The sequence below is a fragment of the Acidovorax cavernicola genome (genome assembly GCF_003581445.1).
Genome location: NZ_QXMN01000044.1, coordinates 1 through 19,926 on the forward strand (window position 1 = coordinate 1; position 19,926 = coordinate 19,926).

At 68.6% G+C, this 19,926-nt stretch carries 20 protein-coding genes; 5 read left to right on the forward strand and 15 right to left on the reverse strand.

Translation table 11 applies throughout. The annotated features are described in order from the left end of the window. Positions 1 to 98: 98 nt before the first annotated feature. Entirely contained in the window at positions 99 to 1,301 is a 1,203-nt protein-coding gene (locus D3H34_RS25475) for an ammonium transporter (RefSeq protein ID WP_119557026.1), read from the reverse strand. Positions 1,302 to 1,474: 173 nt separating this feature from the next. Next, the gene (locus D3H34_RS25480; RefSeq protein WP_119557077.1) at positions 1,475 to 2,416 is read right to left on the reverse strand and encodes a LytTR family DNA-binding domain-containing protein; all 942 of its coding nucleotides are present in this window, start codon (positions 2,414 to 2,416) and stop codon (positions 1,475 to 1,477) included. Between the two features lie 157 nt (positions 2,417 to 2,573). Between D3H34_RS25480 and D3H34_RS25485 the strand changes: the two genes are divergently transcribed. Beyond that, positions 2,574 to 3,830, forward strand: a complete 1,257-nt coding sequence (locus D3H34_RS25485) for an acyltransferase family protein (protein WP_119557027.1) — start codon at positions 2,574 to 2,576, stop codon at positions 3,828 to 3,830. Here the strand turns inward: D3H34_RS25485 and D3H34_RS25490 are convergent. Then, a complete protein-coding gene (locus D3H34_RS25490; RefSeq protein WP_119557028.1) occupies positions 3,748 to 4,191 on the reverse strand; it encodes a PaaI family thioesterase in 444 nt (147 codons plus the stop codon). The two genes, D3H34_RS25485 and D3H34_RS25490, sit on opposite strands and share 83 nt — an antisense overlap. 234 nt (positions 4,192 to 4,425) lie before the next feature. Here D3H34_RS25490 and D3H34_RS25495 point away from each other — a divergent pair, with 234 nt between their 5' ends. Continuing rightward, the gene (locus D3H34_RS25495) at positions 4,426 to 6,051 is read left to right on the forward strand and encodes a DUF4139 domain-containing protein (protein WP_119557029.1); all 1,626 of its coding nucleotides are present in this window, start codon (positions 4,426 to 4,428) and stop codon (positions 6,049 to 6,051) included. Positions 6,052 to 6,072: 21 nt separating this feature from the next. On the opposite strand, the gene D3H34_RS25500 is transcribed toward D3H34_RS25495, so the two are convergent. From D3H34_RS25500 to ylqF, 7 genes are all read right to left on the reverse strand, one after another. Then, positions 6,073 to 8,259 carry a TonB-dependent receptor gene (locus tag D3H34_RS25500; RefSeq protein WP_119557030.1) on the reverse strand — a complete coding sequence of 729 codons (2,187 nt, stop codon included), beginning with the start codon at positions 8,257 to 8,259 and terminating at the stop codon, positions 6,073 to 6,075. Positions 8,260 to 8,296: 37 nt separating this feature from the next. Further along, the gene (locus tag D3H34_RS25505; RefSeq protein ID WP_119557031.1) at positions 8,297 to 9,778 is read right to left on the reverse strand and encodes an ABC transporter permease subunit; all 1,482 of its coding nucleotides are present in this window, start codon (positions 9,776 to 9,778) and stop codon (positions 8,297 to 8,299) included. Between the two features lie 14 nt (positions 9,779 to 9,792). Then, positions 9,793 to 11,193 carry an ABC transporter permease subunit gene (locus tag D3H34_RS25510; protein ID WP_205736808.1) on the reverse strand — a complete coding sequence of 467 codons (1,401 nt, stop codon included), beginning with the start codon at positions 11,191 to 11,193 and terminating at the stop codon, positions 9,793 to 9,795. Between the two features lie 4 nt (positions 11,194 to 11,197). Further along, positions 11,198 to 11,902 (reverse strand): ABC transporter ATP-binding protein, encoded by a 705-nt coding sequence (locus D3H34_RS25515; RefSeq protein WP_119557032.1) that lies wholly within the window; start codon positions 11,900 to 11,902, stop codon positions 11,198 to 11,200. A gap of 122 nt (positions 11,903 to 12,024) precedes the next feature. Continuing rightward, complete coding sequence (ykgO, locus tag D3H34_RS25520) at positions 12,025 to 12,174, reverse strand: type B 50S ribosomal protein L36 (protein ID WP_013542562.1); 150 nt, start codon at positions 12,172 to 12,174, stop codon at positions 12,025 to 12,027. Positions 12,175 to 12,277: 103 nt separating this feature from the next. After that, on the reverse strand, positions 12,278 to 12,748 hold the full coding sequence (locus tag D3H34_RS25525) for a Fur family transcriptional regulator (RefSeq protein WP_119557033.1): 471 nt from the start codon (positions 12,746 to 12,748) through the stop codon (positions 12,278 to 12,280). Between the two features lie 54 nt (positions 12,749 to 12,802). Further along, the gene (ylqF, locus tag D3H34_RS25530) at positions 12,803 to 13,789 is read right to left on the reverse strand and encodes a ribosome biogenesis GTPase YlqF (protein ID WP_119557034.1); all 987 of its coding nucleotides are present in this window, start codon (positions 13,787 to 13,789) and stop codon (positions 12,803 to 12,805) included. A gap of 216 nt (positions 13,790 to 14,005) precedes the next feature. On the opposite strand from ylqF, the gene bamE reads away from it, so the two are divergent. The 3 genes from bamE to D3H34_RS25545 all read left to right on the forward strand — a co-directional run bounded on the left by bamE (position 14,006) and on the right by D3H34_RS25545 (position 15,665). After that, positions 14,006 to 14,608 carry an outer membrane protein assembly factor BamE domain-containing protein gene (gene bamE / locus D3H34_RS25535; RefSeq protein WP_119557035.1) on the forward strand — a complete coding sequence of 201 codons (603 nt, stop codon included), beginning with the start codon at positions 14,006 to 14,008 and terminating at the stop codon, positions 14,606 to 14,608. A gap of 160 nt (positions 14,609 to 14,768) precedes the next feature. Then, positions 14,769 to 15,197, forward strand: coding sequence for a CBS domain-containing protein (locus D3H34_RS25540; RefSeq protein ID WP_119557036.1), 429 nt, complete (start codon positions 14,769 to 14,771; stop codon positions 15,195 to 15,197). Positions 15,198 to 15,302: 105 nt separating this feature from the next. Then, on the forward strand, positions 15,303 to 15,665 hold the full coding sequence (locus D3H34_RS25545) for an HPF/RaiA family ribosome-associated protein (protein ID WP_119557037.1): 363 nt from the start codon (positions 15,303 to 15,305) through the stop codon (positions 15,663 to 15,665). 3 nt (positions 15,666 to 15,668) lie between these two features. Here the strand turns inward: D3H34_RS25545 and D3H34_RS25550 are convergent, their stop codons facing one another. From D3H34_RS25550 to gshA, 5 genes are all read right to left on the reverse strand, one after another. Then, positions 15,669 to 16,133, reverse strand: a complete 465-nt coding sequence (locus D3H34_RS25550; RefSeq protein WP_119557038.1) for a MerR family transcriptional regulator — start codon at positions 16,131 to 16,133, stop codon at positions 15,669 to 15,671. Continuing rightward, positions 16,123 to 16,551 (reverse strand): nuclear transport factor 2 family protein, encoded by a 429-nt coding sequence (locus D3H34_RS25555; RefSeq protein WP_119557039.1) that lies wholly within the window; start codon positions 16,549 to 16,551, stop codon positions 16,123 to 16,125. Before D3H34_RS25555 ends, D3H34_RS25550 begins: the two co-directional genes overlap by 11 nt. Positions 16,552 to 16,656: 105 nt before the next feature. Continuing rightward, positions 16,657 to 17,580: an SDR family NAD(P)-dependent oxidoreductase gene (locus D3H34_RS25560; protein ID WP_119557040.1), complete on the reverse strand. Its 924-nt coding sequence runs from the start codon at positions 17,578 to 17,580 to the stop codon at positions 16,657 to 16,659. Between the two features lie 123 nt (positions 17,581 to 17,703). Further along, positions 17,704 to 18,084: a response regulator gene (locus D3H34_RS25565; RefSeq protein WP_119557041.1), complete on the reverse strand. Its 381-nt coding sequence runs from the start codon at positions 18,082 to 18,084 to the stop codon at positions 17,704 to 17,706. Positions 18,085 to 18,245: 161 nt separating this feature from the next. Then, entirely contained in the window at positions 18,246 to 19,802 is a 1,557-nt protein-coding gene (gshA, locus tag D3H34_RS25570; RefSeq protein WP_119557042.1) for a glutamate--cysteine ligase, read from the reverse strand. Positions 19,803 to 19,926 lie beyond the last annotated feature (124 nt).

Below are 19,926 nucleotides of genomic sequence, written 5' to 3' on the forward strand. Positions count from 1 at the left end.
GTCATGGGGGGGTGGGGACCGGTCGTTCAGATGGAAGCCGGCAAGTTTGCTACAGCTTCCGGATCCGTGCCTCGACTCGGAAAGGCCCCTTCACCGCCTTACCAGTTCACCTCGCGCTCGGGCGTCGCCGAGATGTGGTGGATCGACAGGTCGGCCCCGTCGTATTCCTCTTCCTGCGACAGGCGCAACCCCATGGTCGCCTTGAGCACGCCATACACGATCGCACCGCCGATCAATGCCCAGACCACGCCGATCACGGTGCCGATGAGCTGCGCCCACAGGTTCACGCCGCCGATGCCGCCGAGCATCTGCGTGCCGAAGATGCCGGCCGCGATGCCGCCCCAGGTGCCGCACAGGCCGTGCAGCGGCCACACGCCGAGCACGTCGTCGATCTTCCATTTGTTCTGCGTGCGCGTGAACATGAAGACGAAGATGGCGCCGGCCACGCCGCCCGTCACGAGCGCGCCCAGCGGGTGCATCAGGTCGGAGCCGGCGCACACGGCCACGAGGCCGGCCAGCGGGCCGTTGTAGACGAAGCCGGGGTCGTTCTTGCCCATGGCCAGCGCGACCAGCGTGCCGCCGACCATCGCCATCAGCGAGTTGACGGCGACCAGGCCCGAGATCTTGTCGATGCTCTGCGCGCTCATCACGTTGAAGCCGAACCAGCCCACGCACAGCACCCAGGCGCCCAGCGCCAGGAAGGGGATGTTCGACGGCGGATGCGCGCTGAGCGAGCCGTCGCCGCGGTAGCGATTGCGGCGTGCGCCCAGCAGCAGCACGGCCGGCAGCGCCAGCCAGCCGCCCACGGCGTGCACGACGACCGAGCCGGCGAAGTCGTGGAACTCGTGGCCCGTGACCGAAGCGATCCAGCCCTGGATGCCGAAGGCCTTGTTCCAGGCGATGCCCTCGTACAGCGGGTAGACGAAACCGACGATCACCGCCGTGGCGATGAGTTGCGGCCAGAACTTGGCGCGCTCGGCGATGCCGCCCGAAATGATGGCCGGGATGGCCGCCGCGAAAGTGAGCAGGAAGAAGAACTTCACCAGCTCGTAGCCGCTTCTTGCCGACAGTTCGGTCGCGCTCACGAAGAAATGCGTGCCGTAGGCAACGCCGTAGCCCACCAGGAAGTACACGATGGTCGACACCGAGAAGTCGACCAGGATCTTGACCAGCGCATTGACCTGGTTCTTCTTGCGCACGGTGCCCAATTCCAGAAAGGCAAAGCCGGCATGCATGGCCAGGACCATGATCGCGCCGAGAAGGATGAACAGCGCGTCTGCGCCCTGTTTGAGTGCGTCCATGAGAGCTTCTTGCAGGTTTTTGGTTTGATTTGGTGCATCGCACCCGAACGGCCCGGGTCGACGCGGCAAGAAAGCAAAAATGGTGCCCGCAGGCTCTTCGATGGTGCGAAACGACCCAATAGCGGGCCGATCTCACGCCCGCGCGCACCGGATCGGGCCGCGCGCCGTGTGGCTCAACCCGCGCCGGCGCGCAGCGCGTCGCGGTAGCGCCGGCTGCAGGGCACGGTCGTGCCGTCGTGCATGTGCAGCCGGGCGTCGCCGCCGTCGAGCGGCTCGATCTCGCGGATGCGGCCCAGGTTCACGGCGTGGCTGCGGTGCACGCGCACGAAAGTGGCGGGGTCGAGCTGGGTCAGGAAGTCGGTGAGCGTGGCGCGCAGCAGGTAGTCGTGGCCATTGACGTGCAGGCCGACGTAGTTGCCTTCGGCCTGCAGCCAGTCGATGTCGGTGGCGGCGATGAGGAATTCGCGGCGCAGCTTGCGCACGAGGAAGCGTTCGGGGCGCGTCGGCTGCGGTGCAACGGATGGGGGCAACTCCTGCATCGAGGGTTGGGCTCCCTCCGGTTCCGCCAAAGTCTCGGGCACCGGCGCCCCGCCCTCTTCCGGCGCATCGAGCACCCGCGCCTCGCCCTGCAGCCGCAGCATGAAGAACCGGTAGGCCCAGATGCCGAAGACCATCGAGACGTACACCCGCACGTCCTTCAGGTATTCGTAGCCCCACTGGTCGGTCCATCCGCCGAAGTCGTAGCGCCCGCCCGCCAACGCGTAGACCAGCGAGCGCAGCGCGAACATGCCCGCCACGTGCACGAGGCTGATCGCCACGCTGGCGACGATGTGTCCGGCCAGGAAGCGCAGCCAGCGCCCGGGCATCAGCGGCGCCAGCCGGCGCTCGATGGCCACCAGCACCGGGACCAGCATCAGCAGCACCAGGTGGCTCGACGCCTCCCAGGTGACGATCTCCCACATGGCGCGCGGCACGGCGCGGCCGCGGGCGTCGATCATCGCGACCAGGGTGTTGAACGCGCCCTGCAGCGTCATCAGCACGATCCAGAAGCCGACCTCGACGTAGCGGCGGATCGGCTCGTAGCGCTCGTACAGGTTCCGGCGGGACGCTTGCATGCCCGCGATTCTCGCCATCCGCGCGCTGCCGGGGCGAATTTCGTCCCACCCGGGCCACCGCTCGTCACAAAGCCCGGGCGATCCGTCCCACGGCCATCCCGCGGCGCGGCGCCGGCCCCCACGATGACCGCACTTTCCCCGTTTCGAGGACCTTGCGATGACCCTCCCGACCTCCCCGCCCGGCGCGGCCCGCCGCCACGACATCGACGCCCTGCGCGCCCTCGCCTTCCTGCTCGTCATCCTGTACCACGTGGGCATGTACTACGTGGCCGACTGGCCCTGGCACCTCAAGAGCCCGCACGCGGCCGACTGGCTGCCCTGGCCGATGCGGGTGCTGAACCTGTGGCGCATGGACCTGGTGTTCCTGATCTCGGGCGTGTCGCTCGGCTTCCTGAGCCGGGGCCAGGGCACCTGGGGCCTGCTGCGCAGCCGCGGCCTGCGGCTGATGCTGCCGCTGGCCTTCGGCATGGCGGTGGTCGTGCCCTACCAGGCCTATGCCGAAGGCGTGGCCCGCGGGCTGGTCGCCCCGGGCTTCGGCACCTTCCTGCTGCGCTACCTGTCGATGGGCGCACCGTGGCCCAAAGGTGCGTTCGCGGGGGCGGAGTTCGGCATCACCTGGAACCACCTCTGGTACCTGCCCTACCTGTTTCTCTACACGGCGGGGGTCGCGCTGACGCTGCCTCTGTGGCGATCGGCCGCCGGGCAATGGGTGCGCCGGCGCTTCAACGGGCTGCGCGGCTGGCAGCTGCTGGTGCTCCCGGCGCTGCCGTTGCTGGTGTGGACGATGCTGCTGGCGCGGCATTTCCCGGCCACGCACAACCTGGTGTGGGACTTCCACCTGCACAGCATCTACTTCACCGTGTTCCTCTACGGCTACTGGATGGGCGTGGACACCGGCATCTGGCGCGAGCTGGAACGGCTGCGTCGCGTGTCGCTGCTGCTGGCGGTGGCGGCGATCGGCGCGTTCATCGCCTTGCGCGTCGGCGCCAAGGCCCCGCCCACGGGGCTGCTGATGGACGTGCTGCGCAATGCCTATCTGTGGCTGGCGGTCGCGACGATCCTGGGCCACGGTCACCACTATCTGAACCGCCCCTGGCCGTGGCTGCGCTGGGCCAACGAATCGGTCTACCCCTGGTACATGCTGCACCAGACGCTGATCGTCGCGGGCGTGGCGGTATTGGCACCGCTGGCGCTGGGGCCGGTCTGGGAGCCCGTGGCACTGGTCGCCGTGACGATCGCCGGTTGCTGGCTGCTGACCGACGGGCTGATCCGCCGCGTCGGCTGGCTGCGGCCGCTGTTCGGGCTGAAGCGCAAGGCCGAGGTTGCGGTGGTCACGCCGCCTGCTTTGGCTTCGGCGTCGTCGATGCCTCGTCCACCGGCACCAGAATGGCATTCGCCGTCGCCACGAGCTTGAGCGCGTCTTCGCCCTGACCTGCCGATTGCGCGAACAGCTCGGCCCCGACGAACACCTGCTTGCGCCCGGCCTTCACCACGCGCCCGCGCGCCACGAAGGCGTCGCCGATGGCCGGCGAGATGCAGTTGACCGAGAAATGCGACGCGAGCACGCGGCCCGCCAGGGTGGCGGCCGCGAAGCCGCTCACGGTGTCCAGCAGCGCGCCGATCATGCCGGCATGCAGGAAGCCGGTGTACTGGCCCATGTCTTCGCGCCATTTCATGCGCAGCTCGGCCTGCCCGTCGGCGGCCTGTGTCACTTCGAAGCCGGCCCAGCGGTTGAAGGCGGCGGATTTGTTGATGGCCTGGATCGTGTCGAGCATCGTGCGTGTCCTTTCAAGAAAGGTGGAGGGGTTGTGGGGCCCACTCTAGGAAGCAGCAGCGCCGCACGCCGTCTCTTGGGTGACCGATCCGGCGCGGGCAGATGCATGCGCGACAGCGGCGTGCCCGCGTCACATCGGCGTCATGAAAAAAACTTCGCGACGCCTTAACCCCGTTCGCCCGCCTCGTCCGTAAGAGCAGAGATTCGTCACTGACTTTCTTCCGGAAGGCTTTCCATGCACACACCGTTCTCCGCCCGTCTCCTCCTGCGCGCCACCGCCGTCGCGGCCCTCTGGCTGACCGCGAGCGCCGCCGTTCATGCGCAGCTGCAGGCCGACGCCTCGCGCATCACGCAGGTCAAGGTCTACCCCGGCAGCGCGACGGTGGAACGCGTGACGCGGGTCGCGGCCGGCGCCCGCTCGGTCACCTTCGCCTGCCTGCCGGCCGGGCTCGATGTGCAGAGCCTGCAGGTCTCGGCCGGCGCGTCGGTGCGCGTGGGCGAGACCTCGGTGCTCAGCGAGGCGCGCGAACTCTCGGCGAACTGCGCCACCAGCGCGCTCGACGGCCGCATCCGCGAGCTCGAGGACCAGAAGGCCGCGCTGCAGGCCGAGACCGATGCGCTGGGCATGGTCACGGGCTACCTCAAGGGGCTCTCGGGCAGCGAGGCCACGCCCGGTGCACGTGCGCCCATCGATGCGCGCAACCTCACGTCGATGACCGAGGCGATGCGCCGCTCGGGCCAGGACGCGCTGCTCAAGCAGCACCAGATCCAGCGCCGCCAGACCGACCTCGATCGCCAGCTCAAGCCGCTGCTGGCCGAGCGCGACCGCACGCAGGGCCAGGGCGCGCAGGTGACGGCCGTGACCGTCACGCTGGCCGCCAGCGCCGACGCCGAGGTGAAGCTCAGCTACCAGGTCAACGGTCCCGGCTGGACGCCCAGCTACCGCGCGCTGCTCGACACCACGACGCGCAAGGTGCGCATCGAGCGCCAGGCGTTGGTGGCGCAGGCCACGGGCGAGGACTGGCGCGGCGTGAAGCTGGTGCTGTCCACCGGCCAGCCGCGCCGCGAGACCACGGGGCGCCTGCCGAATGCATGGCGCATCGGCATCGAGCCGCCGCCGCGCGTGCACGCCGAGGAGGCACGCATGTACGCCCCCATGCCCGCCGCGGCACCCATTGCCGCCGACCGGAAGATGGCGGCGTCGCGCGCACGCGAGCCGCTGTTCGACGTGAGCGTGTTCGACAACAGCTTCGCCACCGAATTTTCCGTGCCGCAAAGCATCGACGTGCCGTCCAACGGCCAGCGCGTGACCCTGGCGCTGGGCCAGCACGAGGACACCGCGCAGCTCGCCGCGCGCACCAGCCCGCGCGTGGACCCGAGCGCCTTCCTCGTCGCCGAGATGGCCCAGCCTTCGGGCGTGTGGCCGGCCGGGCCGCTGCAGCTGTACCGCGACGGCAACTTCGTCGGCCAGGGTCGCTGGAACGTGTCGAGCGACGAGAAGCTGACGCTCTCGTTCGGCCGCGACGAGCTGGTGCAGGTGCGCGCCGAGCCCGAGCGCGACAACCAGGGCACGGGCGGCTTCGCCGGCTCGCGCGCCGAGCGCCAGGTGCAGCGCGCCTATGTGGTCGAGAACCGCCACCGCACGCCGATCGCGGTGCAAGTGCTGGAGGCCGCGCCCGTGTCGGTCGATGAGCAAGTGCGCGTGACCACGCGCTTCGCGCCGCAGCCGGCCGAGCAGGCCTGGAACAAGCAGCCGGGGCTGGCGATGTGGCGCTTCGACCTGGACGCAGGGCAGACGGCGCGCGTGTCGGCGGACTACACGATCGGGTATCCGAAAGACGCGCGGCTGCAGATGCGCTGAGCGCACACCGCGGCGCTGTCGTCAGAAATCGAACTTCGCCGACACCTCGAAGGTCCGCCGCGGCGCCAGCAGCACCTGGCTCGCGGCGCGGCCGGTCCAGGTGGCGTAGAGCCGGTCCGTCAGGTTGCGCACTCGAAAGCTCAGCAGCGCGTTCTTCAGGCGGTAGCTCACGGCCGCGTCGACGGTGGTGAAACCGTTGATGCGGATCTGGTTGGCGTTGTCGGTGTACATCGGCCCGGTGTGGTTCAGCGACGCGAAGTATTCGAACTTCGAACCGTCGGGCCGGTAGGTGGCGAAGACATTGGCCATGCGTTCGGGCACGTTCGGCGGGGTCTTGCCCACGCGCGAGACGTTGCCCGCCTCCACCAGCGTGTCGAAGCGCGCATCGAGCGCCGCCAGGTTGCCCGCGAGCGTCCATTCGCGCGTGGGCTTCCACACGGCCGAGAGCTCGAGGCCGCGCGACGACTGGCGGCCGTTGTTCACGGTGGTGGCTGCGTTGTTCGGGTCGCGCGAGAGCACGTTGTCGAGTTCGATCTTGTACAGCGCCGCGGTCCACTCCAGGTTCGCCGCAGGCAGGCTCTGCTTGAAGCCCACCTCGGCCTGCTTGCCGCGCGACATCGGAAACGCCGCGTTCGAGGCCGACAGCAGGAACAGCGACCCCACCGGCAGCGTGGCGTTGGTGTACTGCGCGTAGACACTGGATTGCGGCGACAGGTCGTACACCGCGCCGATGCGTCCCGAGGTGGCGCGGTAGCTCGCACCGAAGCGCGAGACGCTGCCTGCGTTCAGGTCCCAGATACGGCGGTCGACTTCGGTGCGGTCGTGGCGCAGGCCGCCGACCAGCGTGAGATCGCGCATCGGCTTGAGCGCGTCTTCCACGAAGACCGAGCTGACCTTCACGCGCGAGAAGGTGTCGGCCCGGTTGCCCGCGCCGGTGGTCAGCGCGGGGTTGTCGTCGAAGTAGCCGGTGTAGGGGTCGAACACCGGCACGCGCAGTTGCGCAGCGGTGGAGGCGCTGCTGTTCGAAAAGCGCCGCTGGCTGCCGAAGCGCGTCTCGCTGTATTCGCCGCCGACGACGAAGCGGTTGTCCAGCCCGGCGATCTTTCCCTTGTGCGTGGCGTCGAAACGGTTGAGCCAGAAGTCCTGGTCGTGCGTGATGAGCGTCTGGTCGCGCGCGATGCTGGCCGGCGGCACGAAGGTGGCGCTCTCGGAGTTGCGGAACACGCGGTTCGACCGGTTGGCCGAGAACTCGTTGCGCCACGACCAGCCGCCGTCGAGCTGCCCCGTGAGGCGCGCACGCAGCCAGTAGGTCTCGGACGAGTTCTCGTCGTCGCGCACGTTGTAGTTGGTGCGCGCCATGCGCTTGTCGATCACGCGGCCGTCGGGCGTGCTCACCACCTTCGTCGGCTGCGTGGCGAAGCTGCGCGGCACGAGCGGCGTGCCCCAGTAGGCGTCGTTGTCGTCGCGCAGGTAGTCGAACGACAGATCGAGCTTCACCGAGCCGCCCAGGTCCACCAGCAGGCCGCTCGTGAAGTGGTCGATGCGCTCGCCGTTGCGATCGATGGTGCCTACCTTGGTGTCGTTGCGGCTGTAGTCGAGCCGGTAGGCGCTGGCCTCGCCCAGCGCGCCGCCGAAACCGAAGGCCGCGCGCGTGGAGCCGTAGCTGCCGTACGAGAGCAGCGCCTCCTTGTGCGGGTTGCTGCGGTCGGGCCGCTTGGTCACGAAGTTGACGATGCCGCCGATGGCGCCCTCGCCGTCGAGTACCGAGGCCGGGCCCTTGAGCACCTCGATGCGTTCGTAGTTCCAGGTGTCCTGCACGCGGTTGGTGACACCCGCCCCCGAACTGCGCACGCCGTCGTAGAGGTACATCAGGCTGGTGAAGCCGCGCAGCGACAGCGTGGTCGGCGACGACGGCGGGCCGCCACCCGACAGGCCCGCCATACCTCGCAGCGCCTCGCTGAAGGTGCGCGCGCCGCGCTGCGCGATCGCGTCCTGCGACAGGATCTCGACCGAGGCCGGCGTCTCGCGCACCGAGAGACCGAGGCGCGAGGCCGTGCCGCTCGACTCTTCGAGGTGCAGGCTGTTCGCGTCGCGGCTGCCTTCGATGGTGACGGTGCCGAGTTCGGCCCTGCTGCTGTCTTGGGCGGAAGCGACCTGGAAGGCGGTGAGCGCGGCCAGCGCGGCGGCGGTGCGGGTGAACGGGGTCATGAAGCGGTGCGATGAAGAAAAAGAAAAGAGCGATGCGTCAGGCCACCGAGAAGCGCCGCAGCCGCCAGGCCGCGAGGCCGAACAGCAGCAGGCTCGGCACCAGCAGTTGCAGCACGGCGAGCGCAGCCTGGCCGCGCACGAGGTCGGCGGGCTCTTCGTGCCATGCGAAGGTGGGCATGCGGTCGAAATCGGCCGGCATGAGCGCATCGTGTGCATCGATGCGCGGGAAGAAGAAGCCCTTCCAGGCCTCGTGGTGCGCCACGGTCTGCGCCTCGAAGCGCGCGTGGCGGCGCGCGCCGTTGCCGGCCAACGCGGTCATGCCTTCGTAGGCCACGGCCGCCGGCGACACGGCGCCGAAGCGACTCACCAGCGCCTGCTGCCGGGCCTGCTGCGCATCGAAGCGCGCGAGCTCGGGGCTGATCGCCTCATCGACTTCGCGCTGGATGCGGTAGTTGGCCATCGAGCGGCCGGCGATCTCGATCTTTCCGTCGCGCGGCACGAGGATGGCGCCCTGCCCCACGTGCTGGTACTCGGTGCCCAGCAGGTCCTGGTAGCGCTTCATCGCCTCGGCCGTGACCACGCGCTGGCGCGTGGCGAGTTCCGTGCGCGAAGGCGAGGGGCTGGCTTGCGTGACGGCCAGGTTGAGCAGCACCGGGGCCACGAGCACCAGCAGCACCCAGGCGATGACCAGCACCATCGCATTCGTCGCCGACGAGGCGCCGAAGGCATTCACCGCCACCACCAGCGCGAACCAGAACAGCGCGTAGGCGCCGACCAGCAGCGCCCACCACAGGGTGGCGCTGCCTGCCCCTCCAGTCTCTCCCGTGAGCCCCGCAGAACGCGCGATCCACAGCACGGCCACCGGCAGCAGCACGGCGGGCCCGAGCAGCACGGCCGCGCGCACCGTGAGCTTGCCCGCGAGCAGCGTGCGCAGCCGCAGCGGTTGCGACAGCAGCAGGCGCAGCGTGCCGTTCTCGCGCTCGGCCGACAGCAGGTTGTAGCTGAGCGCGAAGATCAGGAGCGGCAGCAGGTAGACAATGACGAAGGCCAGGTCGAAATGCCCGCTCAGCAGGTGCCACGGATTCTCGATGTCGCTCGGATTCATGAACACGACGCGGCTCTGGTTCGTGACCTGGTACTGGCTCGGGAACAGATCGCTCTGCCCCAGCGCGACCGGCCCCAGCGGCGCGGTCGGCAGCAGCACATGCTGGCCGCCGTAGCCGCTCGCCATGCGCGAAGGGTCGGCCGGGTTCTCGAAAGGCGTGGGCTGCGCGGTGCCGGCGAAGATGGCTTCGAGCAATGCGCGCTGTGCAGTGCGGGTGTCGCGGTCGGCCTGCGCCACGGCCGCCTGCGCGCGGTCGCGCTTGGCGGTCTGCAAGAGGCCGTTGCCCAGTGCATAAGCCACGAGCAGCAGGAACAGCGCGCCGACGATCCAGAGGCCGCGCTCGGCGAGCATCAGGCGCACTTCCTGGCGCATCACGGCCAGCAGGCGGCGGCCTTGGGGAGGATGGATGGACATGGGTGGCCTCCTCTCTAGAGCGCGCGCTGGCGCAGGGTGGCGAAGGCCGCGAAGGCCGCTGCGAGCAGCAGGCCCACGCACAGCACGATGAAGCTGCGCGCCTGGTGCCGCAGCGCCCATCCCGCCCCGGGCGGGTGGTAGTCGAAGGGCGGCACGGTGGCCCAGAGGTCGGCTGTGGCCTGGTACGAGAAATGGCGGTCGCCGAGCGGGTCGGCATGCGCCACGAGGTCCTTGCTCATCAGGTCCTGGATGTTGCGGCGGTGCAGTTCGGCCGCCGTGGTGAAGCGGCGGTGGTGCGCGAAGTCGGTGCCCGCCATGCCCATCGAGAAGCTGCGCACCGCGAGCAGCGGCATCAGCAGCCCGCCCCACTCCTGCACTTTCTGCTGCTGTTCCCAGGTGTCCCACAGACGGCCGTAGTGGCGGTCGTACACGGGGTACGAGGCCTGGTCGTCCAGGCGCAGCGCGATGCCCCACTTGCTCAGCGGCACGTCGCGCCCCCAACGCTCGGTGGTGCCGAAGTTCTGCTGCCAGACCTGGTTCGACACGGCCTTGAGTTCGGCACTGAGTGCCTTGTTGAACTCGAGCCGCGTCGGGCTCGGGAACCAGGTGCGCGAGAGTTCGGAGAGCACGCGCGGCGCCATCACGGCCTGCCCGATCCACAGCGCGAGCAGCACGGTGATCGCCATGCGCGAGGTGGACGACAGCGCCGACACGCCCAGCACGAGGCACACGAAGATGCCGAGGTACACCGCGTAGCCCAGCGACCAGGCGCCCAGCCGCAGCAACGCATCGATGCGCCCGCCCGGCTCCGCACCCACCGCCACCGCAACGGCGGCCACGAGCGCAGCCGGCACCAGCAGCACCGCCAGCAAGGCCGACAGCGCGAGCGCCTTGCCGGCCAGCAGGCGCAGCGGTGCGACGCCCAGGCTCAGCGTCTGGCGCAGGATGCCCTGCTCGCGCTCGCCCGCGAAAGCGTTGAAGCCCAGCACGATCACCAGCAGCGGGCCCAGCACCTGCAGGATCCAGCCGACCGACAGGTTGCCGAAGCGCTGCAGGCCGGTCGCGTCCTGCGCGGCATTGAACTTGACCTCGCTCTGGCGGTGCGCCTGCAGCCACACGGTGCTGCCGATGTAGGGGTTGATGCCCGCATCGACCATCGACAGCGGCGGCTCGGGCTTGAAGGCATGCATGCCCTGGTGCGCGGCGTCGTGCGGGTGGCGCTTGTCCTGGTGCAGCCAGTCGCGGTAGTCCATGGCCTGTGCAGCCACTTGCTCGGCATGGGCGCCGCGCTGGTGCGCCCAGCCGACGGCGAGCGCGGTGAAGAGCAGCACGGCCACGAGTCCGCCGGCCCAGTACAGGCGGCCGTCGCGCAGGCGTTCGGTGAATTCGCGTCGGGCGATCCAGCGCATCAGCATCTGATCAGGCCCTCATGTGTTGCAGGTAGAGGGACTGCAGATCGGTCTGGCCGATCTGCGCGCCTTCGAGACTTTCGACCAGCCGGCCGCGCTTCATGATCCCCACGCGCGTGGCGGTCTGCTGTGCGTGGAACAGGTCATGCGTGGTGGTGAGCACGGCCACGCCGCGATCGGCCGCGCGACGCAGCAGGTCGGAGAACTCGGCGGCGGCGTGCGGGTCGAGCCCCGAGGTCGGCTCGTCGAGCAGCAGCGCCTTGGCCTGCTTGGCCAGCGCCACCGCGATCCACACCTTCTGACGCATGCCCTTGGAGTACATGCTGACGCGCTTGTCGGCGGCTGCATGGTCGAGTCCCACCTCGGTCATCAGCGCGAGCAGGCGCTCGCGCGGCAACTCGTGGCCTAGCGCCAGGCCGGCGAAGAAGCGCAGGTTCTCCAGCCCCGACAGCGTGCCGTACAGCGTGACCTGCTCGGGGATGTACGCCACGTCCTGCTTGGTGGCGACCGGATGGCGCGTGACATCGGTGCCGTTGATCTCGACCGAACCCTCGGTGGGCGCGATGAAGTTCAGGAACAGGTTGATGGTCGTCGTCTTGCCCGCGCCGTTGGCGCCCAGCAGGCAGTAGATGTCGCCGCCTCGGATGTCGAGGTCGAGACGGTCGAGCGCGGTGTGCGCGCCGTAGCGCTTGGTGAGGCCGGAGGCTCGGAGCATGGCGGAGGGATTCCGATGAAGAAGAAAAGGAAAGGCGCGCGCAGGCACGCCCCGGCGTTCGCACGCCGATGCGGTCATCGAGGGGGAGTGAAGGCGACGGCGGCGAGATGGCCGCCGAATGCTCAGCGCTTGTTCTTGTTTTTCGCGCCGCCCTGCCGCGCCTTGAAGCGCGGGTTGGACTTGCAGATGACGTAGGTGCGGCCGCGCCGCGTCACCACCTGGCAATCGCGGTGGCGCTTCTTGGCTTCTTTGAGCGAGGACAGGACTTGCATGGACGTGACCGTTGAATTGCGTTCGGACACGCGAATATACTTTATTGAGAATTCATTCTCAATAACTTTATAAGCCTTCCCGGCCTGCCGGGACCCGCCGTCGTCAGTGCGGCGGATGCGCCTTCGGGGTCTTCGCGCCGGTTTCGACGCAGGTGGCGCACAGGCCGTGCAAGGTCACTTCGTGGTGCGTCACCTGGAAGCCCTGGGGCGCCAGGTCGTGCATCGGCCCCGGGCAGGCGTGCAGCAGGAACACCTGCCCGCAGTGCGAGCAATGGAAGTAGTGATGGTGGTGATCGTGGTGGTGCCCCGCGTCGCCACCCTCGCCTGCGTCGTGCGAATGGTCGTGCGGGTCGGCCTTGCAGGCCACCTCGTAGCGCGCCGGCTCGCCGGGCAGCTCGACCTTGGCGATCTCGCCATCGGCCAGCAGCAGCGAGACCTGGCGGTACACGGTCGACAGGCTGATCTCGGGCACGATGGCCCGTGCGTGTTCAAGGATTTCGGGGGCGGTCAGCACGCGACCGGCGTCGCTGAAGGCGGAGAAAACGGCGTTGCGCTGGCGCGTGAGACGTTGCATGTCTCGATGATAGGGGCGAGGCGCGCGGCGTTCAGTGGGCCGCGCGCAAGACCTTCACTCGTCCGCCGAGGGGTTGCCGTCCGCTTCCGTCGTCTCTGGTGCGACGGGCTTTTGCTTGCCCTTCTTGCCTCGCGCCGCCTTCTTCGCGGCGCGCTCGGCGTCGGCGCGCTGGCCGGCGGCCAGCCACTGTGCGAACTCCTCGGGCGTCTCGAGCGTGATGCGCCCCAGGTTGCCGGCGCGGAACTCGTGCATCACGATCTCGGCCGCCTTCTGCAGGTTGACCTTGCCCTTGCCCAGCAGCGCGCCGCGCTTGCGGCCGATGGTGTCGAGCACTTCCTCGTCCTTCATGGCGGCCATGGTGGCGGCATCGAGCTCGACGAGCTTGAAGCGCGTGACGAGGCCTTCGGCGTAGTTCGCCTTCAGGTAGTCCAGCAGCTCCAGCGCGACCTCTTCCTCATCGAAGGCGTTGCGACCCACCGCGCCGCTGGCCGCGAGGTTGTAGCCGCTCTTGGGCACGATGATGCGCGGCCACAGCATGCCGGGCGTGTCCCACAGGTAGAAGTCGTCGGCCAGCGTGATGCGCTGCTCCAGCTTGGTGATGCCGGCCTCGTCGCCGGTCTTGGCCTTGCGCCCGCCGGTGAGCGTGTTGATGAGGGTGGACTTGCCCACGTTCGGAATGCCGCAGATCAGCACGCGCATCGGCTTGGCCATGCCGCCGCGGTTGGGCGAGAGCTCATGGCAGGCGCGCACGATGCGCTGCGCGGGCATGGTCAGGCTGGCGTCGAGCGAAATGGCGCGGGTGTCGGGCAGCGCGTTGTAGTGCGCCAGCCAGGCCTCGGTGCGCGCGGGGTCGGCCAGGTCCTGCTTGTTGAGCACCTTGAGCGTGGGCCGCCCGGCCGTGAGTTCGGCCAGCATCGGGTTGGCACTGGAGCCGGGCAGGCGCGCGTCGAGCAGTTCGATCACCACGTCGATGTCCTTCACCCGTTCGGTGATGGCCTTCTGGGTCGAATACATGTGACCGGGGAACCACTGGATCGCCATCGATGGATGCTCTTTCTTTCGCGCTGTCTGGAAGGGGCCGGCCTCGCGGGCCGGGTGCGCATTGTGAACCGGGAAACGGACCGATTCCTCGATGCTGCGCTTTTGATAGCAACAACTGGCGTATTCACTGGCTTCACGGGCGCGGGAACGCCCCTAGAATCCGCGCGCTGCGCCACGCAGCTGTTTCAAGAAGTCACAACGAGGGAGATCCTTTCCATGGTCCAGCGCCTTGCCACCGCCGCCCTGCTGGCGGCCACCACCATCCTGTCCGCCACCGTGGCGCAGGCCCAGCGCCCGTCGCCCCCGCCCGGTCCGCTGACCGACGGTTTCCTGTGCTGCAACATGCGCACATACGGCGACTCGATCAGCGACATCAACTACGACGAACAGGGCACGAGCATCGTCGCCGTGGGCACCCCGGCGCGCATCACGGCCTACGACTTCCGCTTCTTCAACGTCGACCTCGCGGGCAAGCCCCAGCGCATCAAGAACGACTACAGCCGCAACATCACGCTGATCGACTTCGCCAAGCGCTACGTGGTCACCGAAGACCCGAAGCGCAAGATCGCGAGCTTCCCGCCCGAGGTCGGCGCGGCCATCGTCGCGGGCAAGGTGATGCCGGGCATGACGCGCGAACAGGTGCTGATGGCGCTGGGCTACCCGGTGGCCAGCGAGAACCCGAGCCTGGACGCGCCCGTCTGGCGCTACTGGCGCGACAGCTGGTCGGAGTTCCAGGTGAACTTCGACGAGAAGGGCCTCGTGAAGAACGTCGCGGGCAACGCCGTGGCGCTGAGCCGCGTGCTCGCTACCGCGCCCTGAGCTCACCCCCGAAAGCCGGCGGGGTTCGTGTGCGCTGCGTGACACGCGCAACACCCCGCAGGTTTTTGCATCGCGACGGGCGATTCCGCCCCTATGATTTGTCCGAAGCACGGCGCCGCGTGCGGCGGCCGGATCGAAACCCCTGAATGGAGTGCCCGCGATGAAACCCGTCTCCGAACTGCTCAAGCGCCACGATTCCGCCGCCTGGCGCACCTCGCCCCACACCAGCGTGTTCGACGCGCTGGCCACGCTGGCGCACTTCGAGGTGGGCGCGCTGATGGTGATGGACGGCGAGAAGCTCGTGGGCTTTCTGTCCGAACGCGACTACACCCGCAAGGTCGCGCTGCAGGGCAAGAACTCCAAGGAGATGAAGGTCGCCGAGATCATGACGCCCGACGTGATGACCGTCACCCCGCAGACCCGCACCCGCGCCTGCATGGCGCTCATGAGCCAGCGCAAGTTCCGCCACCTGCCCGTGGTCGACGGCGACAAGGTGGTCGGCATGATCTCCATCCAGGACCTGATGGACGACATCATTGCCGAGCACGAGCAGACCATCACGCAGCTGACCTCCTACATCCAGAGCTGACACGGGTCAGCTACCCCGGGCAACAGGGGCAACACACCTACGCACAGGGGCACTCTTTCGGGTGCACAGTGAAGGCTCGTTCACCATCCAGCAGGGACATACGCAATGCAGATCCAGGTCAACACGAGCAATGGCATCACCAACAAGGACACGCTGGAGCGCTGGGCCGACACCGAGATCAAGCAGCAGCTGAGCCGTTTCGTCCAGGACGTGACGCGCGTCGAGGTGCACCTGAGCGACGAGAACCACGACAAGGCCGGCAGCGGCGACAAGTGCTGCGTGATGGAAGCGCGCCTGGCGCACCACCAGCCGCTCGCGGTGACACAGCACGCGGCCAGCCTCGACGAGGCCTTCCGCGGTGCGGCCGACAAGCTCAAGCGCCTGCTCGACAACACGCTGGGGCGCCTGAACAACCGCCGCGACCGCGATTCGATCCGCAAGGACGGCACCGGCTTCGTCGCCGAATAGGGCTCAGCGCCCCGGCTTGCGCTGCTTCTTCGGCGGCGCCGCCGGCAGGCCCTGCGGGGTCTCCACCGGAATGAGCGGCGGGCGCCGCCCGTCGGCCATCCAGGCGTCGTAGAAATCGATCTTGCGATCGACCAGCGACAGCGCCTGCTGCCAGTCGGCAATCGTCTGGTGCACGCGCGCGCGATGCGCCTCGAGCAGGTCGCGCCGCTGGCGCAGGGTGGCCTTGCCCTGCATCGCGAGCGCCGTGTAGTCGCGCATCTCGGCGATCGACATGCCGGTGCGGCGCAGCCGGTCCATCAGGTCGAGCCAGCCCACATGCAGTTCGCCATACACACGCCGCCCGCCTGCGTCGCGCGCCACGCCGGGCACCAGTCCCTGCGATTCGTACCAGCGGATGGCGTGCACCGTGCGGCCGGTGCGCGCCGCCAGCTCACCGATGAGGAACGGGGCGCCGTGGTCAGCCGGCATGAGCGGTCGGCGCGTCGAGCGCCCGCTCGACCAGCGCCGTGTCGAAGTACTCGGTCAATGCCTTCACCTGGCCTCCTTCGAGTCGGTACACGTAGCAGTAGCGGTTGTTGTAGCGCTTTCCGGCCTTGGTCGGCACATCGCCGCTGAACAGCACCACCACGCGGTCGCCCTCGGCGACGATGCATTCGGTCTTGCTCACGTAAGGGCCGGCGAACTGCGCGAACAGCGGCCTGATGAGTTCTTCGCGGATCGCCTGCTTGCCTTGGTAGGTGCGCGACCAGGGTGTGCTGCCTTCCAGCGTCCAGCTGGCGTCGTCGGCCAGGCTGTCGATGAAGGCCTGGCCGTTGCCCTTGTCCAGCTCCGCGTGGATGCGCTGGACGAGGGCCTTGTTGTCGATGCTGTGGTCGATCGTGTGCATGGCGTGATTTCCTTGAGGGAATGAAGACACCGGACATCCGGTGAATTCATTGGAAATGCTCGAGTGCGCTCTAGGTCAAGCGCCATGACCCGAAGGACCGCCGACTCAGCCGCGCCTGGCGTTGGCCATGCCCTTGGCGACTTCGTTCGCGCCCTGGGCCGCGCCGCTCTGGGGCACGGCCTCGCCCTCGCGCTCGGTCACGTCCGACAGGCGCGCGGCCAGCTGCTCGGGCGTGTCGGCGGCAATGCCCAGCCAGGCGCCCTGCGTCAGCGTGATGTGCGCGGCCTCGAAGGTGCCCGCGCCCGCGCACAGGATGGTGCGGTTGGGCGCATCCTGCGCGGCCAGCACCAGCATCGCGGGCACCACGGCCTCGGGGCGGAAGGCCTCGAGCATTTCCGGCGGGAACAGGTCTTCGGTCATGCGCGTGGCGGCGGTGGGTGCCAGGCAGTTCACGCGGATGTCGTTCTTGGCGCCTTCGATGCTCAGCGTCTGCATCAGGCCCACCAGCGCCAGCTTGGCGGCGCCGTAGTTGCTCTGGCCGAAGTTGCCGTACAGACCCGACGACGACGTGGTCATCACGATGCGGCCGTACTTCTGCTCGTTCATGAGCGCCCAGACGGCTTTGGTGCAGTTCACGGCGCCCATCAGGTGCACGTCGACCACGAGCTTGAAGTCGGCCAGTTCCATCTTGGCGAAGCTCTTGTCGCGCAGGATGCCGGCGTTGTTCACCAGGATGTCGACGCGGCCCCAGGCATCGACCGCCTGCTTGACCATGGCCTGCACGGCCTCGAAGTCGGTCACCGAGGCGCCGTTGGCAATGGCTTCGCCGCCGGCCGCCTTGATCTCGTCGACCACCGCCTGCGCGGCGCTGACCGAGCCGCCGGAGCCGTCGCGCGCGCCGCCCAGGTCGTTGACCACCACCTTGGCGCCGCGCGCCGCCAGCGCCAGCGCATGCTGGCGACCCAGGCCGCCGCCCGCGCCGGTCACGATGGCCACGCGGCCCTTGAAGTCGATGGTGCTGTTGCTCATGAGGTCTGTGCTCGCTGTCTGTAAGGTGTTGGGAAGAGGTTGCCGACGGGCGGCAACCCGGCGTTTTACCTCAGTTCCCCACCCTGCCTGCCGCCTCGCGCCCTCGGGCGGCCCCGGCAGGAGTCACCCATGCGACGGCTGAACCGTGGCGCAATACGCGACCAGCTGGTCGAGCTCGGCCGATTTGTCGAAGAAGGCATCGGCGCCCAGTTGCTGCGAACGCAGGCGCATGTCGGCGGTGGCGTAGTTGCTGAGCACCACCACCTTCTGGTGCGGCGCCCGCTGGCGGCAGGCGTGCAGCACGGCCAGTCCGTTACCGCGCTGCAGGAACAGATCGACGATGGCCAGGTCCCAGTCGCTCTTGTGGTCGCGCAGCCAGGCGAGGGCTTCGTCGGCGGTGCTGGCCGAGGCCACCACATGGGTCTGGGCCACGTCTTCCAGGAAGTCGACGAGGTTCTCGCGGATCACGGGGCTGTCCTCGACCAGATAGGCATGGAGCGTCATGGTGAGGGTCCCGGGTCCGATTCGTGGCAGCGCATGGCGCCATCTTCCGGGCTGCCCTCACGGCCACGGTGGGCCGGACAGGTCAATGGCTGTAGGTCATCGACCAGCGGAGCTGTCGGCAAGCACTGGCTCGCCGACGCCCTTTGGTACCTCTGACTGACTCAGGCTGCGACGGGCAAACGGCCGGGGGCCATGCCCAGGCGCGCCGGCGAGACGTACTGCTCGCGGTAGATCTCGAAGGGCATGGTGTCGGCCGCCTCGATGCGCTTCTGTTCCTGGATCGACTCGGCCGTCAGGCGCTCGAACTCGGCCTGTTGCGCCGCGGTGAACGGCAGCGCGAGCAGCGCGGCGCGCGTCTGCTCCGACTGGGCACGCACGAAGCCCACGAACGAGTTGCCATGTTGCTGTTCGATAGCCGCGAGCACGCGCGCCGAGGGCAGGCTGTCGGGATGTTCCAGGCCGGCCTTGGCGGCGCGCACCGCATCGACGTGCTGTGTGCCACCTTGTGCCGCGTCGAGCGCGGCGGCAATGGGCAGGCACTGTTCGACCAGCTCCAGGCCCCAGTCGGTCAGTCCGACCTCGCGCCCGTCGCGGCGCAGCTTCAGCCCCGGCTCGCGGCCGCGCGCGGCCGTGAGGTGCTGGTTCTGCGCCAGGTCGGCGATTTCCTGCGGGGTGTCGTCGGGGCTGTCGCTCAGCAGGCAGTGCAGCAGGAACACGTCGATGAAGCGCATGGTCTGCGCATTGATGCCGACGGTCTCGAAGGGGTCGAGGTCCATCAGGCGCACCTCGACGTACTCGACACCGCGCTCGCGCAGCGCATGCAGCGGGCGCTCGCCCGGGTGGATCACGCGCTTGGGTCGGATGGTGCCGTAGAACTCGTTCTCGATCTGCAGCAGGCTGGTGCCCAGCTGGTTGTAGTCGCCGCCGAGGTTGCGGATGCCGATGGCCTCGTAAGCCGGCCACGGGCGCGTGAGCGCGTCCTGCAGCGAGGCGCCGTAGCCCTCGAGGCTGTTGTAGCTCACGGCCAGCGAGGCCTGCGCCTCGCTCTGGTAGCCCAGGCGGCCCATGCGCAGCGAGGTGCCGTGCGGCATGAACATGCTGCCGTCGCCCAGCGGCTGCAGCTCGTGCGGGCGGCCCGCGACAAAGCTCGAACACAGGGCCGGCGAGGCGCCGAACAGATACAGCAGCAGGAAGGCCTGGCGGCGGAAATTGCGGATCAGCGCGAAGTACTCTTCGCTCGACACGTCGGGCAGCGACCAGTTGTAGTGGATGCCCGAGATGGTCTGCATGCGGCGGCCATAGCGATGGCTCAGGCCCATGCGGTACACGCTCTTGGCGCGGCCCACGTTCGAGGAGCCGTAGCGGCCGATCGGAATGGTCTCGTCGGTCGGCAGGCCGCAGGGCATGCTCGACACCCACAGGCGCTCGTCCCCGAGCTGGTCGAGCACGCGGTAGGTGAACTGGTGCACGCGCGTGAGCTCTTCGAGCGCCGACTCCACGCCCGCGTGCACGCCCGTGATGAGCTCGAGCTGCGACTCGCTGAAGTCGGTCGTGATGTGCGGATGCGTGAGCGCAGAGCCCAGCGCCAGCGGATGCGGCGTGAGGGCCAGCTTGCCGTCGGGCAACGCGCGCAGGCTTTCCTTCTCGATGCCGCGACGCATCCCCTTCAATCGCGCGGCCGGGAGTGCACCCAACCTCTCCTGCAATCTGTTGCTCATGTTCTTATGACCCATCAATCTTCTGTGGGGCTGGAAGGTAGCACGGGCGGACAGGCACTGCTGAAGCAGGGAATCCCGCATCCGGCTATGCTGTTTTTTGCTACTCTTTTCATAGCTACCCTCT

Bases quoted from the DNA above. Each gene is read 5' to 3' on its own strand.
- D3H34_RS25555 (WP_119557039.1), bottom strand. From the start codon at position 16,551: ATGCACACGATCGACCACAGCATCGACAACAAGGCCCTCGTCCAGCGC.
- D3H34_RS25500 (WP_119557030.1), bottom strand. From the start codon at position 8,259: ATGACCCCGTTCACCCGCACCGCCGCCGCGCTGGCCGCGCTCACCGCC.
- gshA (WP_119557042.1), bottom strand. From the start codon at position 19,802: ATGAGCAACAGATTGCAGGAGAGGTTGGGTGCACTCCCGGCCGCGCGA.
- D3H34_RS25550 (WP_119557038.1), bottom strand. From the start codon at position 16,133: ATGCCGGCTGACCACGGCGCCCCGTTCCTCATCGGTGAGCTGGCGGCG.
- D3H34_RS25515 (WP_119557032.1), bottom strand. From the start codon at position 11,902: ATGCTCCGAGCCTCCGGCCTCACCAAGCGCTACGGCGCGCACACCGCG.
- D3H34_RS25485 (WP_119557027.1), top strand. From the start codon at position 2,574: ATGACCCTCCCGACCTCCCCGCCCGGCGCGGCCCGCCGCCACGACATC.
- D3H34_RS25565 (WP_119557041.1), bottom strand. From the start codon at position 18,084: ATGACGCTCCATGCCTATCTGGTCGAGGACAGCCCCGTGATCCGCGAG.
- bamE (WP_119557035.1), top strand. From the start codon at position 14,006: ATGGTCCAGCGCCTTGCCACCGCCGCCCTGCTGGCGGCCACCACCATC.
- D3H34_RS25545 (WP_119557037.1), top strand. From the start codon at position 15,303: ATGCAGATCCAGGTCAACACGAGCAATGGCATCACCAACAAGGACACG.
- D3H34_RS25540 (WP_119557036.1), top strand. From the start codon at position 14,769: ATGAAACCCGTCTCCGAACTGCTCAAGCGCCACGATTCCGCCGCCTGG.
- D3H34_RS25505 (WP_119557031.1), bottom strand. From the start codon at position 9,778: ATGTCCATCCATCCTCCCCAAGGCCGCCGCCTGCTGGCCGTGATGCGC.
- D3H34_RS25475 (WP_119557026.1), bottom strand. From the start codon at position 1,301: ATGGACGCACTCAAACAGGGCGCAGACGCGCTGTTCATCCTTCTCGGC.
- D3H34_RS25525 (WP_119557033.1), bottom strand. From the start codon at position 12,748: ATGCAACGTCTCACGCGCCAGCGCAACGCCGTTTTCTCCGCCTTCAGC.
- D3H34_RS25490 (WP_119557028.1), bottom strand. From the start codon at position 4,191: ATGCTCGACACGATCCAGGCCATCAACAAATCCGCCGCCTTCAACCGC.
- D3H34_RS25510 (WP_205736808.1), bottom strand. From the start codon at position 11,193: ATGCTGATGCGCTGGATCGCCCGACGCGAATTCACCGAACGCCTGCGC.
- D3H34_RS25495 (WP_119557029.1), top strand. From the start codon at position 4,426: ATGCACACACCGTTCTCCGCCCGTCTCCTCCTGCGCGCCACCGCCGTC.
- D3H34_RS25560 (WP_119557040.1), bottom strand. From the start codon at position 17,580: ATGAGCAACAGCACCATCGACTTCAAGGGCCGCGTGGCCATCGTGACC.
- ykgO (WP_013542562.1), bottom strand. From the start codon at position 12,174: ATGCAAGTCCTGTCCTCGCTCAAAGAAGCCAAGAAGCGCCACCGCGAT.
- ylqF (WP_119557034.1), bottom strand. From the start codon at position 13,789: ATGGCGATCCAGTGGTTCCCCGGTCACATGTATTCGACCCAGAAGGCC.
- D3H34_RS25480 (WP_119557077.1), bottom strand. From the start codon at position 2,416: ATGCAAGCGTCCCGCCGGAACCTGTACGAGCGCTACGAGCCGATCCGC.